14 protein-coding genes are annotated in these 16,563 nt (G+C 73.6%); 11 read left to right on the top strand and 3 right to left on the bottom strand.

Translation table 11 applies throughout. The annotated features are described in order from the left end of the window. Positions 1-83 precede the first annotated feature (83 nt). Genes A6A25_RS22400 through A6A25_RS22390 form a run of 3 tightly spaced genes read left to right on the top strand, consistent with a single transcriptional unit; the run spans position 84 to position 4,025 of the window. Positions 84-2,138, top strand: a complete 2,055-nt coding sequence (locus tag A6A25_RS22400) for a N,N-dimethylformamidase beta subunit family domain-containing protein (RefSeq protein WP_241828846.1) — start codon at positions 84-86, stop codon at positions 2,136-2,138. Next, a complete protein-coding gene (locus A6A25_RS22395; protein ID WP_073892955.1) occupies positions 2,122-3,060 on the top strand; it encodes an alpha/beta hydrolase in 939 nt (312 codons plus the stop codon). The genes A6A25_RS22400 and A6A25_RS22395 overlap by 17 nt, the downstream gene beginning before the upstream one ends. Beyond that, the gene (locus A6A25_RS22390; protein WP_073892953.1) at positions 3,057-4,025 is read left to right on the top strand and encodes an aldo/keto reductase; all 969 of its coding nucleotides are present in this window, start codon (positions 3,057-3,059) and stop codon (positions 4,023-4,025) included. The genes A6A25_RS22395 and A6A25_RS22390 overlap by 4 nt, the downstream gene beginning before the upstream one ends. Here A6A25_RS22390 and A6A25_RS22385 read toward each other — a convergent pair. Continuing rightward, positions 4,022-5,503 carry a flavin-containing monooxygenase gene (locus A6A25_RS22385; RefSeq protein ID WP_073892951.1) on the bottom strand — a complete coding sequence of 494 codons (1,482 nt, stop codon included), beginning with the start codon at positions 5,501-5,503 and terminating at the stop codon, positions 4,022-4,024. The two genes, A6A25_RS22390 and A6A25_RS22385, sit on opposite strands and share 4 nt — an antisense overlap. A 213-nt stretch (positions 5,504-5,716) precedes the next feature. On the opposite strand from A6A25_RS22385, the gene A6A25_RS22380 reads away from it, so the two are divergent. Together A6A25_RS22380 and A6A25_RS22375 are read left to right on the top strand one after the other, a co-directional pair. After that, a complete protein-coding gene (locus A6A25_RS22380) occupies positions 5,717-6,736 on the top strand; it encodes a helix-turn-helix transcriptional regulator (RefSeq protein ID WP_073892949.1) in 1,020 nt (339 codons plus the stop codon). 88 nt (positions 6,737-6,824) lie between these two features. Further along, the gene (locus A6A25_RS22375; RefSeq protein WP_073892947.1) at positions 6,825-8,084 is read left to right on the top strand and encodes a vanadium-dependent haloperoxidase; all 1,260 of its coding nucleotides are present in this window, start codon (positions 6,825-6,827) and stop codon (positions 8,082-8,084) included. 12 nt (positions 8,085-8,096) lie between these two features. Here A6A25_RS22375 and A6A25_RS22370 read toward each other — a convergent pair whose 3' ends face one another. Then, positions 8,097-9,521, bottom strand: coding sequence for an aldehyde dehydrogenase family protein (locus A6A25_RS22370; RefSeq protein ID WP_073892945.1), 1,425 nt, complete (start codon positions 9,519-9,521; stop codon positions 8,097-8,099). A gap of 62 nt (positions 9,522-9,583) precedes the next feature. Beyond that, positions 9,584-10,510 carry a helix-turn-helix domain-containing protein gene (locus A6A25_RS22365; RefSeq protein WP_073892944.1) on the bottom strand — a complete coding sequence of 309 codons (927 nt, stop codon included), beginning with the start codon at positions 10,508-10,510 and terminating at the stop codon, positions 9,584-9,586. A 251-nt stretch (positions 10,511-10,761) separates the two neighbouring features. Between A6A25_RS22365 and hpaD the strand changes: the two genes are divergently transcribed. Genes hpaD through A6A25_RS22335 form a run of 6 tightly spaced genes read left to right on the top strand, consistent with a single transcriptional unit; the run spans position 10,762 to position 16,561 of the window. After that, positions 10,762-11,628, top strand: a complete 867-nt coding sequence (gene hpaD, locus A6A25_RS22360; protein WP_073892942.1) for a 3,4-dihydroxyphenylacetate 2,3-dioxygenase — start codon at positions 10,762-10,764, stop codon at positions 11,626-11,628. Continuing rightward, entirely contained in the window at positions 11,625-13,025 is a 1,401-nt protein-coding gene (locus tag A6A25_RS22355) for a fumarylacetoacetate hydrolase family protein (protein ID WP_073892939.1), read from the top strand. The genes hpaD and A6A25_RS22355 overlap by 4 nt, the downstream gene beginning before the upstream one ends. After that, the gene (locus tag A6A25_RS22350; protein ID WP_073893269.1) at positions 13,022-13,693 is read left to right on the top strand and encodes a GntR family transcriptional regulator; all 672 of its coding nucleotides are present in this window, start codon (positions 13,022-13,024) and stop codon (positions 13,691-13,693) included. Before A6A25_RS22355 ends, A6A25_RS22350 begins: the two co-directional genes overlap by 4 nt. Beyond that, complete coding sequence (gene dapA, locus A6A25_RS22345; RefSeq protein WP_073892938.1) at positions 13,690-14,622, top strand: 4-hydroxy-tetrahydrodipicolinate synthase; 933 nt, start codon at positions 13,690-13,692, stop codon at positions 14,620-14,622. The genes A6A25_RS22350 and dapA overlap by 4 nt, the downstream gene beginning before the upstream one ends. Beyond that, positions 14,619-16,103 (top strand): 5-carboxymethyl-2-hydroxymuconate semialdehyde dehydrogenase, encoded by a 1,485-nt coding sequence (gene hpaE / locus A6A25_RS22340; RefSeq protein WP_073892936.1) that lies wholly within the window; start codon positions 14,619-14,621, stop codon positions 16,101-16,103. Before dapA ends, hpaE begins: the two co-directional genes overlap by 4 nt. After that, positions 16,100-16,561 (top strand): MoaF C-terminal domain-containing protein, encoded by a 462-nt coding sequence (locus tag A6A25_RS22335; protein ID WP_241828845.1) that lies wholly within the window; start codon positions 16,100-16,102, stop codon positions 16,559-16,561. The genes hpaE and A6A25_RS22335 overlap by 4 nt, the downstream gene beginning before the upstream one ends. Positions 16,562-16,563 lie beyond the last annotated feature (2 nt).

Below are 16,563 nucleotides of genomic sequence, written 5' to 3'. Positions count from 1 at the left end.
GACCGGTTGTCCGCGCGGCCGGGCGAGCGGATCACCGTGCACGCCAGCGCGACGACGCCCGACGCGCGCGTCGGGTGCTGCGCATGGACCACGACGGCGTGGCACCCGTCCGCACGCCGGTCGACGTCGACGTGCCGGACCGGATCTCCGTGCCGCACCAGGACTTCGACCGCGGCTCGTACGGCGCCGTGCCGCGTCCGCCCGCGCTGCGCACGACCGTGGCGTTCACCGTGTGGGTGTGGCCGACGGCCCTGCCGCCGGACCGCGCGGGCCTGCTCAGCCAGGGTGACGCGGCCTCCGGACCGCACGCGGAGCTGGCGTTGCTCGCCGACGGCACGGTGGAGTTCGCCGTGCGCACCGCCAACGGCGTGGTGCGCGTGCCGGGTCCGGTGCTGCGCCCGCGCCGCTGGTACCTGCTCGTCGGCGGGTACGGGCCGGACGGCGCGCGGCTGGAGGTGCGGCCCCGGGCCAGGCTCGCCGACGAGGACGCGGCGACGGTCGCGACGACCGTGTCCGCCGGTCCGCTGCTCGCCGGTGACGTGCCGCTGCTGTTCGCCGCACGCCGGGTGGACGGCGGGCGGGTCGGGCACTTCGACGGCAAGCTCGGGCCGTCCGTGTTCACCGACGTGCCGCCGGACGTGGACGCGCTGACCGCGTCGTCGCCCGCCTGGCGGCTCGGTGCGCGGGCGCACTGGGACCTGTCCCGCGACATCGGCGGCGACCGGCTGCTCGACGTGGTCGACGGTCGGCACGGCACGGTGGTCAACCACCCGCTGCGCGGCGTGACCGGGCACGACTGGTCGGGCGACGTGCTGGACTGGCGGCACGCCGACGCCGGGTACGCGGCGGTGCACTTCCACTCCGACGACCTGGCCGACTGCGGCTGGGACCCGGTGCTGACCGTGCCGCTGCCCGACGACCTGCCCGGCGGCTGCTACGCGGTCGAGCTGGCCACGACCGAGGGCGTGGACCGGCTGCCGTTCTTCGTGCGGCCGGTCGTGCGCACCGCGCGGCTGGCGTTCCTCGTGCCGACGTTGAGCTACCTCGCGTACGCGCTGGACCACCTGCACCAGCCGTTCGCGGCGGAGGACCCGGCCGAGGTCGCCGTGCCGTTCGCACGGGACAACACGCTGCACAGCCTGTACGACCGGCACACCGACGGCAGCGGCGTGGCCACCGCGTCGCTGCGCCGCCCGCTGCTGGGCATGCGGGACGATCACGTGTTCCGGTACACGCGTTCGCCGCACCAGTACAGCGAGGACCTGCACCTGGTCGGCTGGCTGCGGCGGCGGGGGTTCGCGTTCGACGTGCTGACCGATCACGACCTGCACGCCGACGGCGTGGCCGCGCTCGAGGGGTACGCGGCCGTCGTCACCGGCTCCCACCCGGAGTACTGGACCGGCGCGATGCTGGACGCGGTCGGCGCGTACCTCGACGGTGGCGGCAACCTGGGCTACCTCGACGGTGGCGGCAACCTGGGCTACCTCGGCGGCAACGGCGCGTACTGGGTGACCGGGATCGATCCGCGGCAGCCGCACGTGGCCGAGCTGCGGCGCGGTTACGCGGGCGTGCGGACGTGGGAGAGCGAGCCCGGCGAGCTGGTGCTGGCGGCCACCGACGAGCCGGGCGGGCTGTGGCAGGAACGCGGTCGCGCGCCGCACCGGCTGTTCGGGATCGGCACCACCGCGGCCGGGATGCGGACCGGCGGGTCGTACGTGCTGGTGGGTGACCACCCGCTGCTGGAGGGATTGGACCGGGACCGCCCGCTGGGCGCGTTCGGCGCGGTGCTGGGCGGTGCGGCGTCGTTCGAGACCGACGGCGTCGACCCGTTGTTGGGCAGTCCGCCGGGGACAGTGCTGCTGGGCCGGGCGATGCTCGGTGACACGTACCTGTCCGGCGACACCGGTCCCGCGATACCGCACCCGCTCAGCGACTCGGTGGACCGCCGCCGCGCGGACCTCACCCTGCTGCGCACGCCCGGTGGTGGCGAGGTGTTCGCCACCGGCTCCATCGGCTGGTGCGGCGCGCTCTCGCACGACGAGGACGACAACGACGTCTCCCGCCTCACGGCCGCCGTGCTGCGGCGTTTCGGGGCGGGACCGGACCACGAGGAGAGCACCGATGCCGTTGCACCCTGAGGCCAGGGCGGTGATCGACGCCGTGGACGAGCTGGTCCCGATCACGCTGTCGGCCGCCGAGATGCGGGCGGCCTTCGCCGAGTCGTGGCGGCCCTCTCCCGACCCGGAACCGGTCGCCGCAGTGGTCGACCGGACCATCCCCGGCCCGGGTGGGCCGCTGCCGGTGCGCGTGTACACGCCGTTCGGCTCCGGGCCGTTCCCGGTGCTGGTGTGGTTCCACGGCGGTGGCTGGGTGATCGGGTCGCTGGACGAGAACGAGTCCACCTGCCGGGCGTTGTGCAACGCGGTCGGCATGGTGGTGGTGTCGGTGGACTACCGGCTCGCGCCGGAGCACCGCTACCCGGCGGCGGCCGAGGACGCGTACGCGGCGGTGCGGTGGGTGGCGTCGTGCGGTGCCGAGATCGGCGCGGACGGTTCGCGGCTGGCCGTCGGCGGTGAGAGCGCGGGCGGCAACCTGGCCGCGGTGGCGTGCCTGATGGCGCGCGACCACGACGGTCCGCCGATCGCGTTGCAGGTGCTCGCCGCGCCGGTGACCGCGCCGCCCGGCGACCGCGGGTCCTATGTGGACTACGGGACCGGGCACTTCCTCAGCCGGGAGAGCATGGAGTGGTTCTTCCGGCAGTACCCGCGCTCGCCCGAGGACCTGACCGACCCGTACCTGGCGCCGCTGGCGGCCGAGCACCTGGCGGGCCTGCCGCCCGCGCTGGTGATGACCGCCGAGTACGACCCGTTGCGCGACGAGGGCGAGGAGTACGCGCACCGGCTGCTGGACGACGGCGTGCAGGTCACGCTCGTCCGGTACGCCGGCCAGATCCACGGGTTCTTCGCCCTGCTGGTCGACCGGTTGTCGGTGTCCGCCGACGCCCATGCCCGTGCGGCTGCCGCGTTGCGCGCCGCTTTCGCCGTCGTGGAGGCACGATGACCATCCCCCGGCGCCGGATCGGCCGGGACGGGCCGTCGGTCGGCGTGCTCGCGCTCGGCTCGTGGCACACCTACGACCGGATGCCGTTCCACGACGCGGTGGCCATGGTGCGCCGGGCCGTGGACGCGGGCGTGACGCTGTTCGACGTCGGGTACTACGGCGGGTTCAGCGTCGACGGCAAGCCGGTGCCCGAGTCGTACACCGACGTGCTGTTCGGCCGGATCGCGCAGGCCGCGGGCCTGCGCCGCGAGGAATACCGGCTGTCGGCGAAGCTGTGGGTGAACGGGTTCCCCGCGCGGTCGATGGGCGAGCAGCTGGACCGGCTGCTGTTCCGGGTCGGCACGGACCGGGCGGACTGCGCGATCCTGGGCGACCTGTTCGGGCTCGAACCCGACCTGACCCTGCTGACCGCGCGGCTCGGCGAGCTGGTCGCGGCGGGCAAGCTCGGCGGGTGGGGCGTGAACAACTGGTCGGTCGACCACATCCGGGCCGCGCACGCGGCGGCCGTGGCGCAGGGCGTGCCGGGGCCGACCATGGCCCAGCTGAAGTACAGCGTGGTGCGGCGGTCGATCCCGGACGGCGCGCCGTTCCGCGGCCTGGTGGAGGAGCTGGGGCTGACGATCCAGGCGTCCGACGTGCTGGAGGGCGGGATGCTGGCGGGCAACCTCACCCCCGACCGGGTGATCGGCAAGGATCCGGGCGGTATCCGGGCCGGGATCGCGGACGCGGCACGGGAGCTCGCCGCCGTCGCCGCCGGGTTCGACGCCACCCCGGCGCAGGTGGCGATCGCGTTCTGCCTGGCCGACCCCGTGGTGACGACCGTGCTGTTCGGCGCGAGCCGGGTGGCGCAGCTGGAGGAGAACCTGGCGGCCGTGCGGCTGGCGGCGGAGCGCGGCCTGGAGCTGCGCAAGGCCGTGGACGGGCTGTGGCTGGACCGGGACTTGGTCGACCCGACCGGGCGCTAGGCCTGTGGCGTGCCGTTCACGGGGGACGGCACGCCCTCCCGGCTCAGGCCCCGGTAGCGGTGGGCGACGCCGCCGGGGAGCAGGTACTCGGCCAGCGGGTTTCCGGTACGCAGCGACGGCAGGCCCATGTCGTGCATCAGCTCGTCCGCGCAGTGGATGTCGTAGGGGCCGAAGTCGTAGCCGCCGGTACCGGGCAACACCCGTTCCTGCCAGTCGAGGCGGGCGTCGACAGCCCGCCGCATCTCCGCTTCGTCCGGCTTGACGCGCAGGGTGCTCAGGAAGTGGCGGACCAGCCAGTGCGCGGTCAGTTCCACGCCCATGACGTTGTTGAAGACCTGGCGGAACCCGACGAACCCCAGCCGGTCCACGCCCGGCGGCACGATGCCCCGGTACAGCCGAAGCCGCCCGGCCTCGTCGTGCACCGGCAGGTCCAGGAACGGGAAGACCCGGTGGTGGCCGGTGGCGAACACGACGACGTCCGCCGCCACCTCCCGACCGCTCGCCAGCCGGAGCCCTCGGTCGGTGAACGCCTCGACGGCGCTGACCTCGGCGGCGAGCCGGCCTCGGCGAAGGGCGCTCACGTACCCCCGCGGCATGACGCCCGCGTGTGCCAGGTGGAAGGGCAGCGGTCGCGCGGGCCGCAGCCGCTTGGGCAGCCGGAGGAACCCCGCGGACAGCAGCATGTCCTGGGTGACGAACCACCACAGCACCCGCTTGACCCGGTCGTGGAGCCGGTCGATCGGGCGGACGCAGGCCGGGTCGTGGTAGCGGGGCAGGAGCGCTTCGCCGAGCCGGGTGAACAGGATCCACCGGTAGCCGACCGTGCCGAACAGCAGCCGTTCGGGGATCATCCAGTTCACCTTGCGCTGCACGAGCGTGGCCGAGGCGGCTTCGCGCGCGGCACGGGTGGCCAGGTCCAACGCCGACTTGCCGCCACCCACCACGACCACGCGCCGACCGGCGAACGTCCCGGCGCGCACGTCGTTGGAGTGCAGCACGGTCCCGCGGAACGACGCGCGTCCGGGCAGGTCGGGCACTCGGGTGTGGTGGTGCGCCCCGCTGGCGACGACGACGTGGTCGAACGTCTCGCGGCGCACCGGCGCGGTCTCGTCGTCGACCGGCCGTGAGTCGACCACCCAGCCCGAAGCGCCCGTTCGGCCCGGTCCGTCCACCGGCCGGACGGAGACCACCTCGGTACCCGGCCGGACGCGGTCCAGCACGCCGAAGGTCTCCGCGTAGCGCTCCAGGTAGCGCTGGGTGTCCACCGCGCCGGCGAAGCGCAGCCGGTTGGGCAGGTCCGCGAACTCGAACAGGCGCAGCGCCGACTGGTTGGCCAGGCCGTCGTAGCAGCCACCGGGCGACCAGATCCCCCCGACCCGCCGGTACTTGTCGAAGACCGTGACCTCGAAGCCGTGCTCCAGCAACACCTTGGCGCTGACGATCCCTCCGGGACCCGCCCCGATCACGCACACCCTCATCGGCCGCTGCTCCCCCCTGACCGGCGCGTCCGTCGGAGTCCATCATCCCGCCCGCCGGGGACGGTGCCCAGTGCCGTCATCCGGATGCCGTTGACAGCTGAGGAACCCTCGTTGACCTGCGGCGCACGTGGTCGACCGGTGCGGTTGTCCGGACCACTCGGTCCGCGTAGGTTGTCCGCCTACGCCGCTCGACCCGCTCACCAAGGAGGCGCGATGGACACCACCCGGGTGACTTCGGCGCTGCGCATCGGAGCCGCGCTCGGCAGTGCGGCGGACGTCGAGTGGGACGAGGTGTTCGCCGGGCTGCGCCACGCCGTGCCGCTGATGTGCGCGGTGCAGGTGACCGGGTGGGACCTGGTGGCGCGACGGTTCGTGATCATGGCCGAGCACGGCTACAACAGGGCCATCAGCCAGGAGCTGGCGCACGAGCTGCCCCGGACCAAGTGGGGCGGCCAGCTGTTCGACTCCCCCGTGCCGCTGCTGATGGACGACATGCCGCACAACTTCCGCGACTCGCCGCACTACCAGGAGCAGCTGCGGCCCGCGGGGTTCGAGGACGGGCTGTCGGCGACGCTCAAGCTCGGGCCGCGACAGGTGGTCGGGGTGCTGCACCTCAACGCGCCGGAACGTTCGGCGTTCGGCGAGGAGACCCGGGCGTTCATCGCCGAGGTGGGCACCGCGCTGGCGCGCCGCGTGGACCCGCTGTACCACCCGAAGTTCGACGCCTGGTTCGGTCCGGAGTGGACGGCGAGCTGGGTCCTGCCCGTCCAGGCGGCGGTGACCGGCCGCTCCCCCGCACCGCCGGCGCACGACCCGGCGCTGCGCGCGGTGGCGGAGCGGTTCGCCGCGCTGGGCATCCGCACCGTGCCGTTCCTGTGGCCGGGCCAGGACGGCTGGCACCGGGTGCGGCTGCTGCGCGTCGTGGACGGCCCCCGCCGCGGCGTGATCGCGGCCTGCACCGCCTTCGAGAACACCCCGGCCCTGACCGCGCGCGAACTGGACATCGCCACCGGCCTGGTCGCGGGGCTGAGCAACCAGGCGATCGCCGAGGCCTTGGTGGTCAGCCGGCGCACCGTGGAGACCTACGTCGAACGCCTGCTCACCAAGCTCGACTGCCAGTCCCGGGGCGAGGCCGCGGGCGTCGCGGCCAGGGCCGGGTACATCCGCCCCTCCGCCACGGGGCTGGGCGAACTGGGCCGACTGACCCGCGGCACCGACCCGCACTGGGGTTGAGCGTTCCGGGCGGTATTGGACAGGTCGAGCCCTCAGCGATACGTTCGGTAGCGGTGTCGACACGTTCCGATATCCCCTGGGGTGGACGATGATCAGGACACGCCGAACGGTGGTGCTCGCGGTTCTCGCACTCGCGCAGCTCACGCCCGCGCCACCGGCCGCCGCCGCTCCGGACACGTCACCCAACGCGGTCGTCGTCTGGGACCTCAACGCCCAAACCGCCATCTGGGACATCGCGCAGCAGGCACCGCCGCAGGTCGCCGGGCGCGGTTTCGCGATGGTCAGCGGCGCGGTCTACGACGCGGTGAACGCGATCGAGGGCACGCCGTACCGGCCCTACCTCGTCGCACCGCGGGCCAACGGCCGCGAGTCGACCGACGCCGCCGTCGGCACGGCCGCCTACCGGGTGCTGGACGCCATCTTCCCCGCACAGCGGGAAAGGCTGCGCGCGCAGTACGACCAGTGGCTGGGCGGCATCCCCGACGGGCCGGCGAAGCGCGGCGGGATCCGGGTCGGCGCGCAGGCCGCCGCCGCGATGATCACGGCGCGGCAGGGCGACGGCGCCTTCGACCCCCGACCCTGGACCGTCGGCACCCGGCCCGGCCAGTACCGGCCCACCCCGCCGGACTTCGCGAACACGGGCGCCTGGGTCGGTTTCCTCAAGCCGTTCGCCATCCCGGACGCGACGGTGTTCCGCACCCCCGGGCCGCCCGCGGTCACCAGCCGTGCCTACGCCCGCGATGTCGAGGAGGTCAAACGGCTCGGCTCGGTGACGAGCACCGTCCGCACCGCGGACCAGACCGACGCGGCGCTGTGGTGGCACGACCGGCGTTCGGTCAGCTGGGGGATGAAGCGCGACCTGGCCGTCAGCCGGCGGCTCAGCGTGCTGGAGACCGCGCGCTTCTACGCGCTGGCGGACTTCACCGGCACGGACGGCGCGATAGCGTGCGCGAACGACAAGGAGTTCTGGCACTTCTGGCGGCCGGTCACCGCCATCCGGGCCGCCGACACCGACGGCAACCCCGCCACGACGGCCGAGCCGGACTGGACCCCGCTGGTGGTCACCCCGCCGAACCCCGACTACCCGTCCGGCCACACCTGCCGGACCGCCGCGCAGATGACCGCCTACGCGCACTTCTTCGGCCGCGACGACGTGCCCTTCAGCGCGTTCAGCATCGACAGCGGCACCACGCGGCGCTTCGACCGCTTCTCGCAGGCGACCGCCGAGGTGGTCGAGGCGCGGATCTGGGCGGGCATCCACTTCCGCTCCGCGGACGTCGACGGCACCACACTCGGCAAGGCGGTCGGCGACCACGTCTCCCGGCGCTACTTCACCCCGCGCCGCTGACCCGGGCGGTGGTCAGCCGTGGTGCATCCAGATGCCCTTGACCTCGGTGTACGCGTCGATCGCGTAAGGGCCCATCTCGCGGCCCCAGCCGCTGGCGCGGAAGCCGCCCCAGGGTGCAGCGGGGTCCGGGACGCACGGCATGTTCACGTAGACCGCACCGGCTCGGATGCCGTCCGCCAGGCGGTGGGCGGTGCGCAGGTCGTCGGTCCACACGGCGGCCGCCAGGCCGTACGGCGAGTCGTTGACGCGGTGCAGGAGTTCGTCTTCGTCGTCGTAGTCGAGGACGGCCAGGACCGGGCCGAAGACCTCCTCGCGGGCGATGGCCATGTCGTCGGTGACGTCGGCGAAGACGGTCGGCCGGTGGAAGTGGCCCGGCCCGTCGGGTGACGAGCCGCCGGTCAGCAGGGACGCACCGGCCGCGACCGCGCCGCGCACGTGCGCGGTCACCCGGGCCAGGTGCTCGGCGCTGACCAGCGGGCCCAGGTCGATGTCCACAGCTTGGCCGGGGCCGAGGCGGAGGGTGGAGACGGCCTCGGCGAGCTTGTCGGCGAACTCGTCCCGGCGGGCCGAGTCGACGTACACGCGGGCGTAGGCGGCGCAGACCTGGCCGCTGTTGAGCAGCCCACCGGCGACCGTGCCCGCCACGGCGGCGTCGACGTCCGCGTCACGCGCCACCACGGTCGGCGTCTTCCCGCCCAGTTCCAGCGTCACCCGCTTGAGATCCGTCGCCGCCGCGGCCACGATCGAGCGCCCCACCTCGGTCGACCCGGTGAACGACACCTTGTCCACGCCGGGGTGCCGCACGAGCGCCTGCCCGACGGACGGCCCGCCGGTCACCAGGTTCACCACCCCCGGCGGGAAACCGGCCCGCGCGCACAGCTCCACCAGCCGCACGGTGGTCAGCGGCGTCTGCTCGGCCGGCTTCAGCACCACCGCGTTGCCGCACGCCAACGCGGGCGCCAGCTTCCACACCATGATCATCAGCGGGAAGTTCCACGGCGCGATCAGCGCGCACACGCCCACCGGCACGCGCCGGTCGTACTGCAGCGTGTCCGGGAACGACACCGACCGCACCGCGCCGTCCAGCTTGTCCGCCCACCCGGCGAAGTACCGCAGGTGCGCCACCGCGCCGGCCACGCTGACCGACCGCGCCACCCCCAGCGGCTGGCCCTGGTCACGGGTCTCCAGCGACGCCAGCTCCTCGCCCGCCGCCTCGACCAAGTCGGCCAGCCGCCACAGCAGCAGCGCCCGGTTCGCGGCCGGCTCACGGGCCCAGGACGGCAACGCCCGGCGCGCCGCCTCGACGGCCGCGTCGACCTCGACGGGCGAAGCCGACGCGCAGGCCGCGAGCACGTCGCCGGTCGCCGGGTCGGTGGTGGTGAACGACGCGGCCGAGTCAATGCACTCGCCGCCGATGAACAGCCCCGTGGTGCGCATGTCCTGAGGATGTGCGCCGGGCCGCCCCGCCCTCTTGTCCGCGGGCGTACAGCCGTTGACCGTCAGCGCGCCCGGTGCTCGACGGACCGGCGCCGGTACTCCGAGGGCGACAGGCCGAACTCCGTCTTGAACGCCCGGCTCAGGTAGGACGCGTCCACCAGGCCCCACCGCGCACCGATCACGCCGATGGACAGCCGGTGCTTCGCCGGGTCGGCCAGGTCCTGCCCGCACCGCTCCAGCCGCCGGCGCCGCAGGTACCCCGACACCGTCGTGCCCGCCTCGCTGAACAGCTTGTGCAGGTACCGGGTGGAGATGTGGTGCGCGGCGGCGATGTCGCCCGGCGACAGCTCCGCGTCCTCCAGGTGTGCCTCCACATAGGACTTGATCTTCACCAGCAGCGCGGCGCGCGTGGACTCGACCGGCACGTCGGCGTACTCCAGCCGGTCCGCCGGCGCCGTGCCGAGCAGGTCGACCACGTTGCGCGCCAACTGCACCAGCGTGCCGCTGACGATCCCGCTCACGCCCGCGCCGCCGGCGAACCGCACCGCCGTCAGCGCCGCGACGTGCCCGCTGGGCAGCACCAGCATGTCGCGCGGGAACATCAGCACCAACGTCGAGGAGACGTGCTCGAACGCCAGCGAGTACGGCCTGGTCGTGTCGTAGAGGGCGAAGTCGCCCGGACGCAGCGAGGCGTGCCTGCCGTCCTGGCTCAACCGGGCCGTGCCGTGCAGCTGCAGGCTCAGCTTGTAGTACTCGGGCGCGGCCCGGGAGATGGCGCGGGCGGTGCGGCGCACGGTGTGCGCGTCGGCCGACGCCTCGTACACCGCGACGCTGCCGAGGCTCTGCCCGCGCAACCGGCCCCGGAACCCGCGGCCCGCCGTGACGCCGGCGGACGCCTCCAGCGGCACGAACGTCTGGGACACCGCCGACTGCCACAGGTCGAACTGCTGTGCCTCGGGCACGCCGACCGTGCTCAGCGCGTAGGACATCGTCGCCCTCCTCACCCCGGTGACCCTGGGTGACGAGCACCTTCACCCCGGCACGCCTCACGCGTCAAGAGGGGCACGGCCGCGCGACCGGCCGGTGCGCTCCGCGTCAACTGGAGTGCGCCGCGCGTCAAGAGTCGGCCCGACCAGCCCTGTTAGACCTACTGGGGCGTCGCCGGCACGACCGGCCGCGCACGGATCGTATTCGATCCGCATCACGATCCGACCACACGATCCGAGACGCGGAGGTGACCATGGGTGAGGTCGTGCTGGCCGCCAAGATCACGCATGTGCCGTCGATCTGGCTGTCGATCAACCCCGGCAAGCACCACGGCATCCGCCGCCCCGCCGAACTCGGCCTGGCCGAGGTGGGCAGGCGGGCCCGGGAACGCGGCGCGGACACCTTCGTGGTGGCCGACTCGCACTGGATGAACAGCATGGGCTTCCACGTCAACGGCAAGGCCCGCCACCGCGGCAGCTACGCGTCGCACGAGCTGCCGCACTTCATCCGCGACCTGGAGTACGACTACCCGGGCGAGCCGGGGCTGGCGGCGCTGATCGGCGCGGAGATCGGCGCGGGCGGCCAGAAGGCGATGGTGCACGACGTCAAGGACCTCGGCCTGGAGTACGCGACGTTGGTCCCGATGCACTTCATGAACCGCGACACCGCGGACCCGCTGGCGGTGGTGCCGGTCGGCTGCAACATCTACTCCTCGATCGAGGAGAACCGGCACGTCGGCGAGGCGATCGCGCGGGCCGTGCTGCGCGGCGACCGCAAGGTGGCGTTCCTGGCCAGCGGTTCGCTGTCGCACCAGTTCCCGCCCAACGAGGTGTCCTCGCAGTACCTGGACCGGATCAGCCACCCGATCAACGAGCAGGCCGACCGGCTGGTGCTGGAGCAGTGGCGGACCGGCCGCATCCGTGAGTTCCTGGCCGCGCTGCCCGACTACAACGAGCGGTTCACCGGCGAGGCGGCGATGGCGGACACCGCGATGCTGTTCGGGGTCCTGGGCTGGGACTCCTACACCGGGCACGGCGAGCAGCTGTGCGACTACTTCCCGAGCAGCGGCACGGGCCAGGTCATCGTGGACTTCCCGATCCCGGACCGGTTGCGCGCATGAGCCACCCGCTGGGCCTGAGCCCTTCGAAGATCATCGCGGTGCACCTGAACTTCCGCAGCCGGGCCGCTGAACGCGGCCGTTACCCCGACGAGCCGTCCTACTTCCTCAAGCCGCCGTCGTCGCTGTCGTGGTCGGGGCGCGACCTGGTCCGGCCGCGCGGCACGGAGCTGTCGGCGTTCGAGGGCGAGGTCGCGGTCGTCATCGGCACGCGGGCGCGCCGGGTGTCGCGAGAGGACGCGCACGCGCACATCCGCGGCGTCACGGCAGCCAACGACTTCGCCGTGCACGACCTGCGGCACGCCGACCGGGGCTCGAACCTGCGCAGCAAGGGCGCGGACGGCTACACGCCGGTCGGCCCGACGCTGCTGGACCCGGGCGCGGTCGACCTGGCGAACCTGCGCCTGCGCACGTGGGTCAACGGCGAACTCGTGCAGGACGCCACCACCGCCGACCTGCTGTTCGACGTCGCGTACCTGATCGCGGACCTGAGCCGCAGCGTCACGCTGGAGCCGGGCGACATCATCCTCACCGGCACCCCGACCGGCGCGACCGTCGTCCAGCCCGGTGACGTGGTCGAGGTGGCGCTGGACGACCACGAGCCGCTGCGCAACACCGTCCGCGAAGGTGACGAACTCCCCTCACCCGGCGCACGGCCGCGCGTCACGCCGACCGACCGCGCCGCCGCGGTGGGCGGGTCTCCCCCGGCCGTCCGCCCGGCCACCGAGAAGGCGCTGCGCGAGGTCTCGACGGCCACGCTGTCCGCGCAACTGCGCAAGCGGGGCCTGCACCACACGTTCCTGACCGGCCTGCGGCCGTCCCGCCCGGACCTGCGGATGGTCGGCACCGCGCACACGTTGCGGTTCCTGCCGTTGCGCGAGGACCAGTTCGCCGAACGCGGCGGCGGGATGAACGCGCAGAAGCGCGCGGTGGAGTCGATCGGGCCGGGTCAGGTGCTGGTCATCGACGCGCGGGAGGACCACGGCGCGGGCACGCTCGGCGACATCCTCGCGCTGCGGGCGCTGAAGCGCGGCGCGGCGGGTGTCGTCACGGACGGCTGCCTGCGGGACAGCCCCGCGTTCGCCGAACTGGACCTGCCGTCGTGCAGCGCGGGCGCGCACGCGGCGGTGCTCGGTCGTCGGCACGTGCCGTGGGAGGTCGGCGTGGACGTGGCGTGCGCGGGCGTGCTGGTGCGGCCCGGTGACGTGCTGGTGGGCGACGCGGAAGGCGTGCTGCTCATCCCGCCGGACCTGGTCGACGAGGTGGCGGCCGACGCGCTGCGCCAGGAGCGCGAGGAGCGGTTCGTGCTGGCCAGGGTGGACGCGGGCGAGTCGGTGGACGGCCTGTACCCGCTGGGCCCGACCCGGCGCGCCGAGTACGAGCGGTGGGCCGGGCGATGAGCGTTCCCGCGCGGTCCAAGACCCAGTACGCCTACGACACGTTGCGCGCCCGGATCGTGGCCGGCACGTACGGTCCGGGCGCACGGCTGGTGTTCGACCGGCTGGCCCGGGAGCTGGGCGTGAGCCCGGTGCCGGTGCGCGAGGCCGTGCGGCGGTTGCAGGCCGAGGGCTGGGTGGTGTTCGAGCCCAACGTCGGCGCCCAGGTCGCGGGCATCGACCAGGACGAGTTCCGGCACACCATGGAGGCGTTGGCGTTGCTGGAAGGGCACGCCGTGGCCACCGGCCGGATGACCGCCGACCGGCTGGACCGCGCCGAGCGGCTCAACGACCTGATGGCCGCGTCGCTGGACGGGTTCGACCCGCTCGGCTTCACCCGGCTCAACCGCGAGTTCCACCTGCTGCTGTGCGACGCCACGCCGAACCCGCGGCTGCGGGAGCTGATCGGCAAGGAGTGGGCGCGGCTGGACCACAGCAGGCGCACCACGTTCAGCCTGGTGCCCGGCCGGGCCCGGCAGTCCGTGGCCGAGCACGCCGACCTGCTGCGGCTGCTGCGCGCGGGCGCGCCGGCCGACGTCGTGGAGGCCTTCGCCCGCGAGCACAAGCTCACCACCCTCCGCGCCGTGGACGCCAGGTCCGCGGCCCCGCTCCCAGTGGAGTTGCCGACATGAGGTTCCGTTCCGACCCGGCGGCGATCCGCGGCTCCATCGCGCCCGTCGTCACGCCGTTCACCGCCGACGGCGAGCTCGACACCGAGGGCCTGCGCGCGTTGGTGCGCCTGCAGCTCGCGTCCGGTTCGCACGGCGTGTCCATCGGCGGCTCGACCGGCGAGCCCGGCGCGCAGTCGATCGCCGAACGCGTCACCGCGATGCGGGTGGTGGCCGAGGAGACGGCCGACCGGGTGCCGTTCCTGCCCGGAACCGGTGCGGCGACGCTGGCGCAGACGCTGGAGCTGACCGACCACGCGCGGTCGCTGGGCGCGGACGTCGCGCTGGTGATCACGCCGTACTACAGCAGGCCGACGCAGGAGGGCCTGTTCGCCTGGTACGACCGGATCGCGCGCGAGTTCCCGGACCTGCCGATCGTGGTCTACAACGTGCCGTCGCGCACGGCGGTGGACATCGCCCCGGAGACCGTGGCCCGGTTGCGCCGCGCGCACGACAACGTGGTGGGCATCAAGGAGACCACCAAGGATTTCGAGCACTTCTCGCACGTGCTGCACCGGTGCGGGCGCGACTTCCTGATGTGGTCGGGCATCGAGCTGCTGTGCCTGCCGCTGCTGGCCATCGGCGGCAGTGGGTTCGTCAGCGCGCTGGCCAACCTCGCGCCCACCGCCGTGGCCCGCATGTACGAGCTGTACGTCGCCGGTGACCACGCGGGGGCGATCGACCTGCACTACCGGCTGCACCCGCTGGTGGAGCTGCTGTTCGTGGAGACGAACCCTGCGCCCGCCAAGCACGTCCTGGCCGACCTGGGCCACCTCGCCAGCGGTCACGTCCGGCCGCCGCTGGTGCCGCCGACACCGGCCGGGCTGGCGCGGATCGCCGCGCTGCGCGCCGAAGCCGCCGACCTGCTCGTCCCCTCAGGAGTCACCGCATGAACATCCCCACCGAGCTGCTGCACCACATCGACGGCAAGGACGTGCCCAGCGTGTCGGGTGCGACGTTCGGCGTGTCCGATCCGGTGACCGACACCGAGTACGGCCGGGTCGCCGCCGGTGACGCCACCGATGTGGACCTGGCCGTCGCCGCCGCGCGGCGGGCGTTCACCGACGGGCCGTGGCCCCGGCTCCCGCTCCGGGAGCGCGCTCGGGTGCTCGTACGCATCGCGGACGCCATCGAAGCGCGGTCCGACCGGCTGGCGGAGCTGGAGACGTTCGACACCGGGCTGCCGATCACCCAGGCCAAGGGCCAGGCGCACCGGGCGGCGGAGAACTTCCGGTACTTCGCCGACGTGATCGTGGCCCGGCACGAGGACGCGTTCCTGGTCGGCGACCGGCAGGTCAACTACGCGATCCGGCAACCGGCCGGGGTGGCGGGCCTGATCACGCCGTGGAACACGCCGTTCATGCTGGAGACCTGGAAGCTCGCGCCGAGCCTGGCGGCCGGGTGCGCGGTGGTCCTCAAGCCCGCCGAGTGGTCACCGCTGTCGGCGAGCGTGCTGTCCGGGATCATGGCCGAGGCGGGCGTGCCGGACGGGGTGTTCAACCTGGTCCACGGCATCGGCGAGGAGGCGGGGGCGGCGCTGGTGGCGCACCCGGACGTGCCGCGGCTGTCGTTCACCGGCGAGAGCGGCACCGGGCAGATCATCATGCGCACGGCCGCGCAGCACCTCAAAGAGGTGTCGATGGAGCTGGGTGGCAAGTCGCCGTGCGTGGTGTTCGCCGACGCCGACTTCGACCGTGCCGTGGACGCGGCGGTGTTCGGGGTGTTCTCGCTCAACGGCGAGCGGTGCACGGCGTCGTCCCGGGTGTTGGTGCAGCGGGGGGTGTACGAGGCGTTCGTGTCGGCGTTGGCGGCACGGGCGGCGGCGGTGCGGGTCGGCCTGCCCTCGGACCCCGCGACGGAGGTCGGCGCGTTGATCCACCCCGAGCACTACGCGCGGGTGTTGGAGTACGTGGAGGTGGGCAAGCGGGAGGCGCGGCTGGTCGCCGGCGGTGGACGGCCCGCGCACCTGCCGACCGGCAACTTCCTGGCGCCGACGGTGTTCGCGGACGTGCCGGTGGACGCACGGGTGTTCCAGGAGGAGATCTTCGGGCCCGTGGTGTGCGTGACGCCGTTCGACACCGAGGAGGACGCGGTGGCGCTGGCCAACGCGACCCGGTACGGGCTGGCGGGGTACGTGTGGACGGCGGACCTGGCGCGCGGGCACCGGGTGGCGCGGGCGGTCCAGTCCGGGATGGTCTGGGTGAACTCGCACAACGTCCGGGACCTGCGCACGCCGTTCGGCGGGATCAAGGCCAGCGGGGTCGGCCGGGAGGGCGGCGCGCACAGCATCGACTTCTACAGCGACCTGCGGGCGGTGCACGTGGCGGTCGGTGACCTGGTGCCGCCGCGCTTCGGCGCGCTCGACCGGACGTGAACACCCGTCGACCGCGGGCGCACCCGCTGTCGCGTGCCTCTCGGCTCGGGGGCCGGTGGCGACCTCGCGTCCGGGCATGGGCGACCGGCTCGGCACCCGCCCCGACGCGCGACCTCATCGGCTGGCGAGCGCTCTACCGGTACAGCCCGAACCACCTCTACGAGCACGTGTACCTCAGCGCCGAACGGTACGCGTGGCAATGCCTGGTCGGCGCGCAGCGCGGCCACGGCGACGTGGACCTCGCCACGGCGTGGCGGCTCGCGCCGAACCGGTACGTGTTCACGTTCCGCGAGTTCCGCATCCCGGTCGCGACCACGTGGCTGTACGACCTGGACGCCCTGCGCACCACCGGCGCGTTCTGCGGCCTCAACGGCGACGGCGAGGTCCGCAACGCGCCCGGCGGCGCACACATCATCCCGCTCGGCCGCGTCACCTACCCCTACGCCCAACCAGTCTGAGG

This window comes from Saccharothrix sp. CB00851, assembly GCF_001905065.1.
Taxonomy (GTDB): Bacteria; Actinomycetota; Actinomycetes; order Mycobacteriales; family Pseudonocardiaceae; genus Actinosynnema.
Note: the sequence above shows the minus strand (reverse complement) of the source record. Positions and strands in the feature narration are given on the sequence as shown.

Bases quoted from the DNA above. Each gene is read 5' to 3' on its own strand.
- A6A25_RS22395 (WP_073892955.1), top strand. From the start codon at position 2,122: ATGCCGTTGCACCCTGAGGCCAGGGCGGTGATCGACGCCGTGGACGAG.
- A6A25_RS22375 (WP_073892947.1), top strand. From the start codon at position 6,825: ATGATCAGGACACGCCGAACGGTGGTGCTCGCGGTTCTCGCACTCGCG.
- A6A25_RS22400 (WP_241828846.1), top strand. From the start codon at position 84: ATGGACCACGACGGCGTGGCACCCGTCCGCACGCCGGTCGACGTCGAC.
- A6A25_RS22390 (WP_073892953.1), top strand. From the start codon at position 3,057: ATGACCATCCCCCGGCGCCGGATCGGCCGGGACGGGCCGTCGGTCGGC.
- A6A25_RS22385 (WP_073892951.1), bottom strand. From the start codon at position 5,503: ATGAGGGTGTGCGTGATCGGGGCGGGTCCCGGAGGGATCGTCAGCGCC.
- A6A25_RS22365 (WP_073892944.1), bottom strand. From the start codon at position 10,510: ATGTCCTACGCGCTGAGCACGGTCGGCGTGCCCGAGGCACAGCAGTTC.
- dapA (WP_073892938.1), top strand. From the start codon at position 13,690: ATGAGGTTCCGTTCCGACCCGGCGGCGATCCGCGGCTCCATCGCGCCC.
- A6A25_RS22355 (WP_073892939.1), top strand. From the start codon at position 11,625: ATGAGCCACCCGCTGGGCCTGAGCCCTTCGAAGATCATCGCGGTGCAC.
- A6A25_RS22370 (WP_073892945.1), bottom strand. From the start codon at position 9,521: ATGCGCACCACGGGGCTGTTCATCGGCGGCGAGTGCATTGACTCGGCC.
- A6A25_RS22380 (WP_073892949.1), top strand. From the start codon at position 5,717: ATGGACACCACCCGGGTGACTTCGGCGCTGCGCATCGGAGCCGCGCTC.
- hpaD (WP_073892942.1), top strand. From the start codon at position 10,762: ATGGGTGAGGTCGTGCTGGCCGCCAAGATCACGCATGTGCCGTCGATC.
- hpaE (WP_073892936.1), top strand. From the start codon at position 14,619: ATGAACATCCCCACCGAGCTGCTGCACCACATCGACGGCAAGGACGTG.
- A6A25_RS22350 (WP_073893269.1), top strand. From the start codon at position 13,022: ATGAGCGTTCCCGCGCGGTCCAAGACCCAGTACGCCTACGACACGTTG.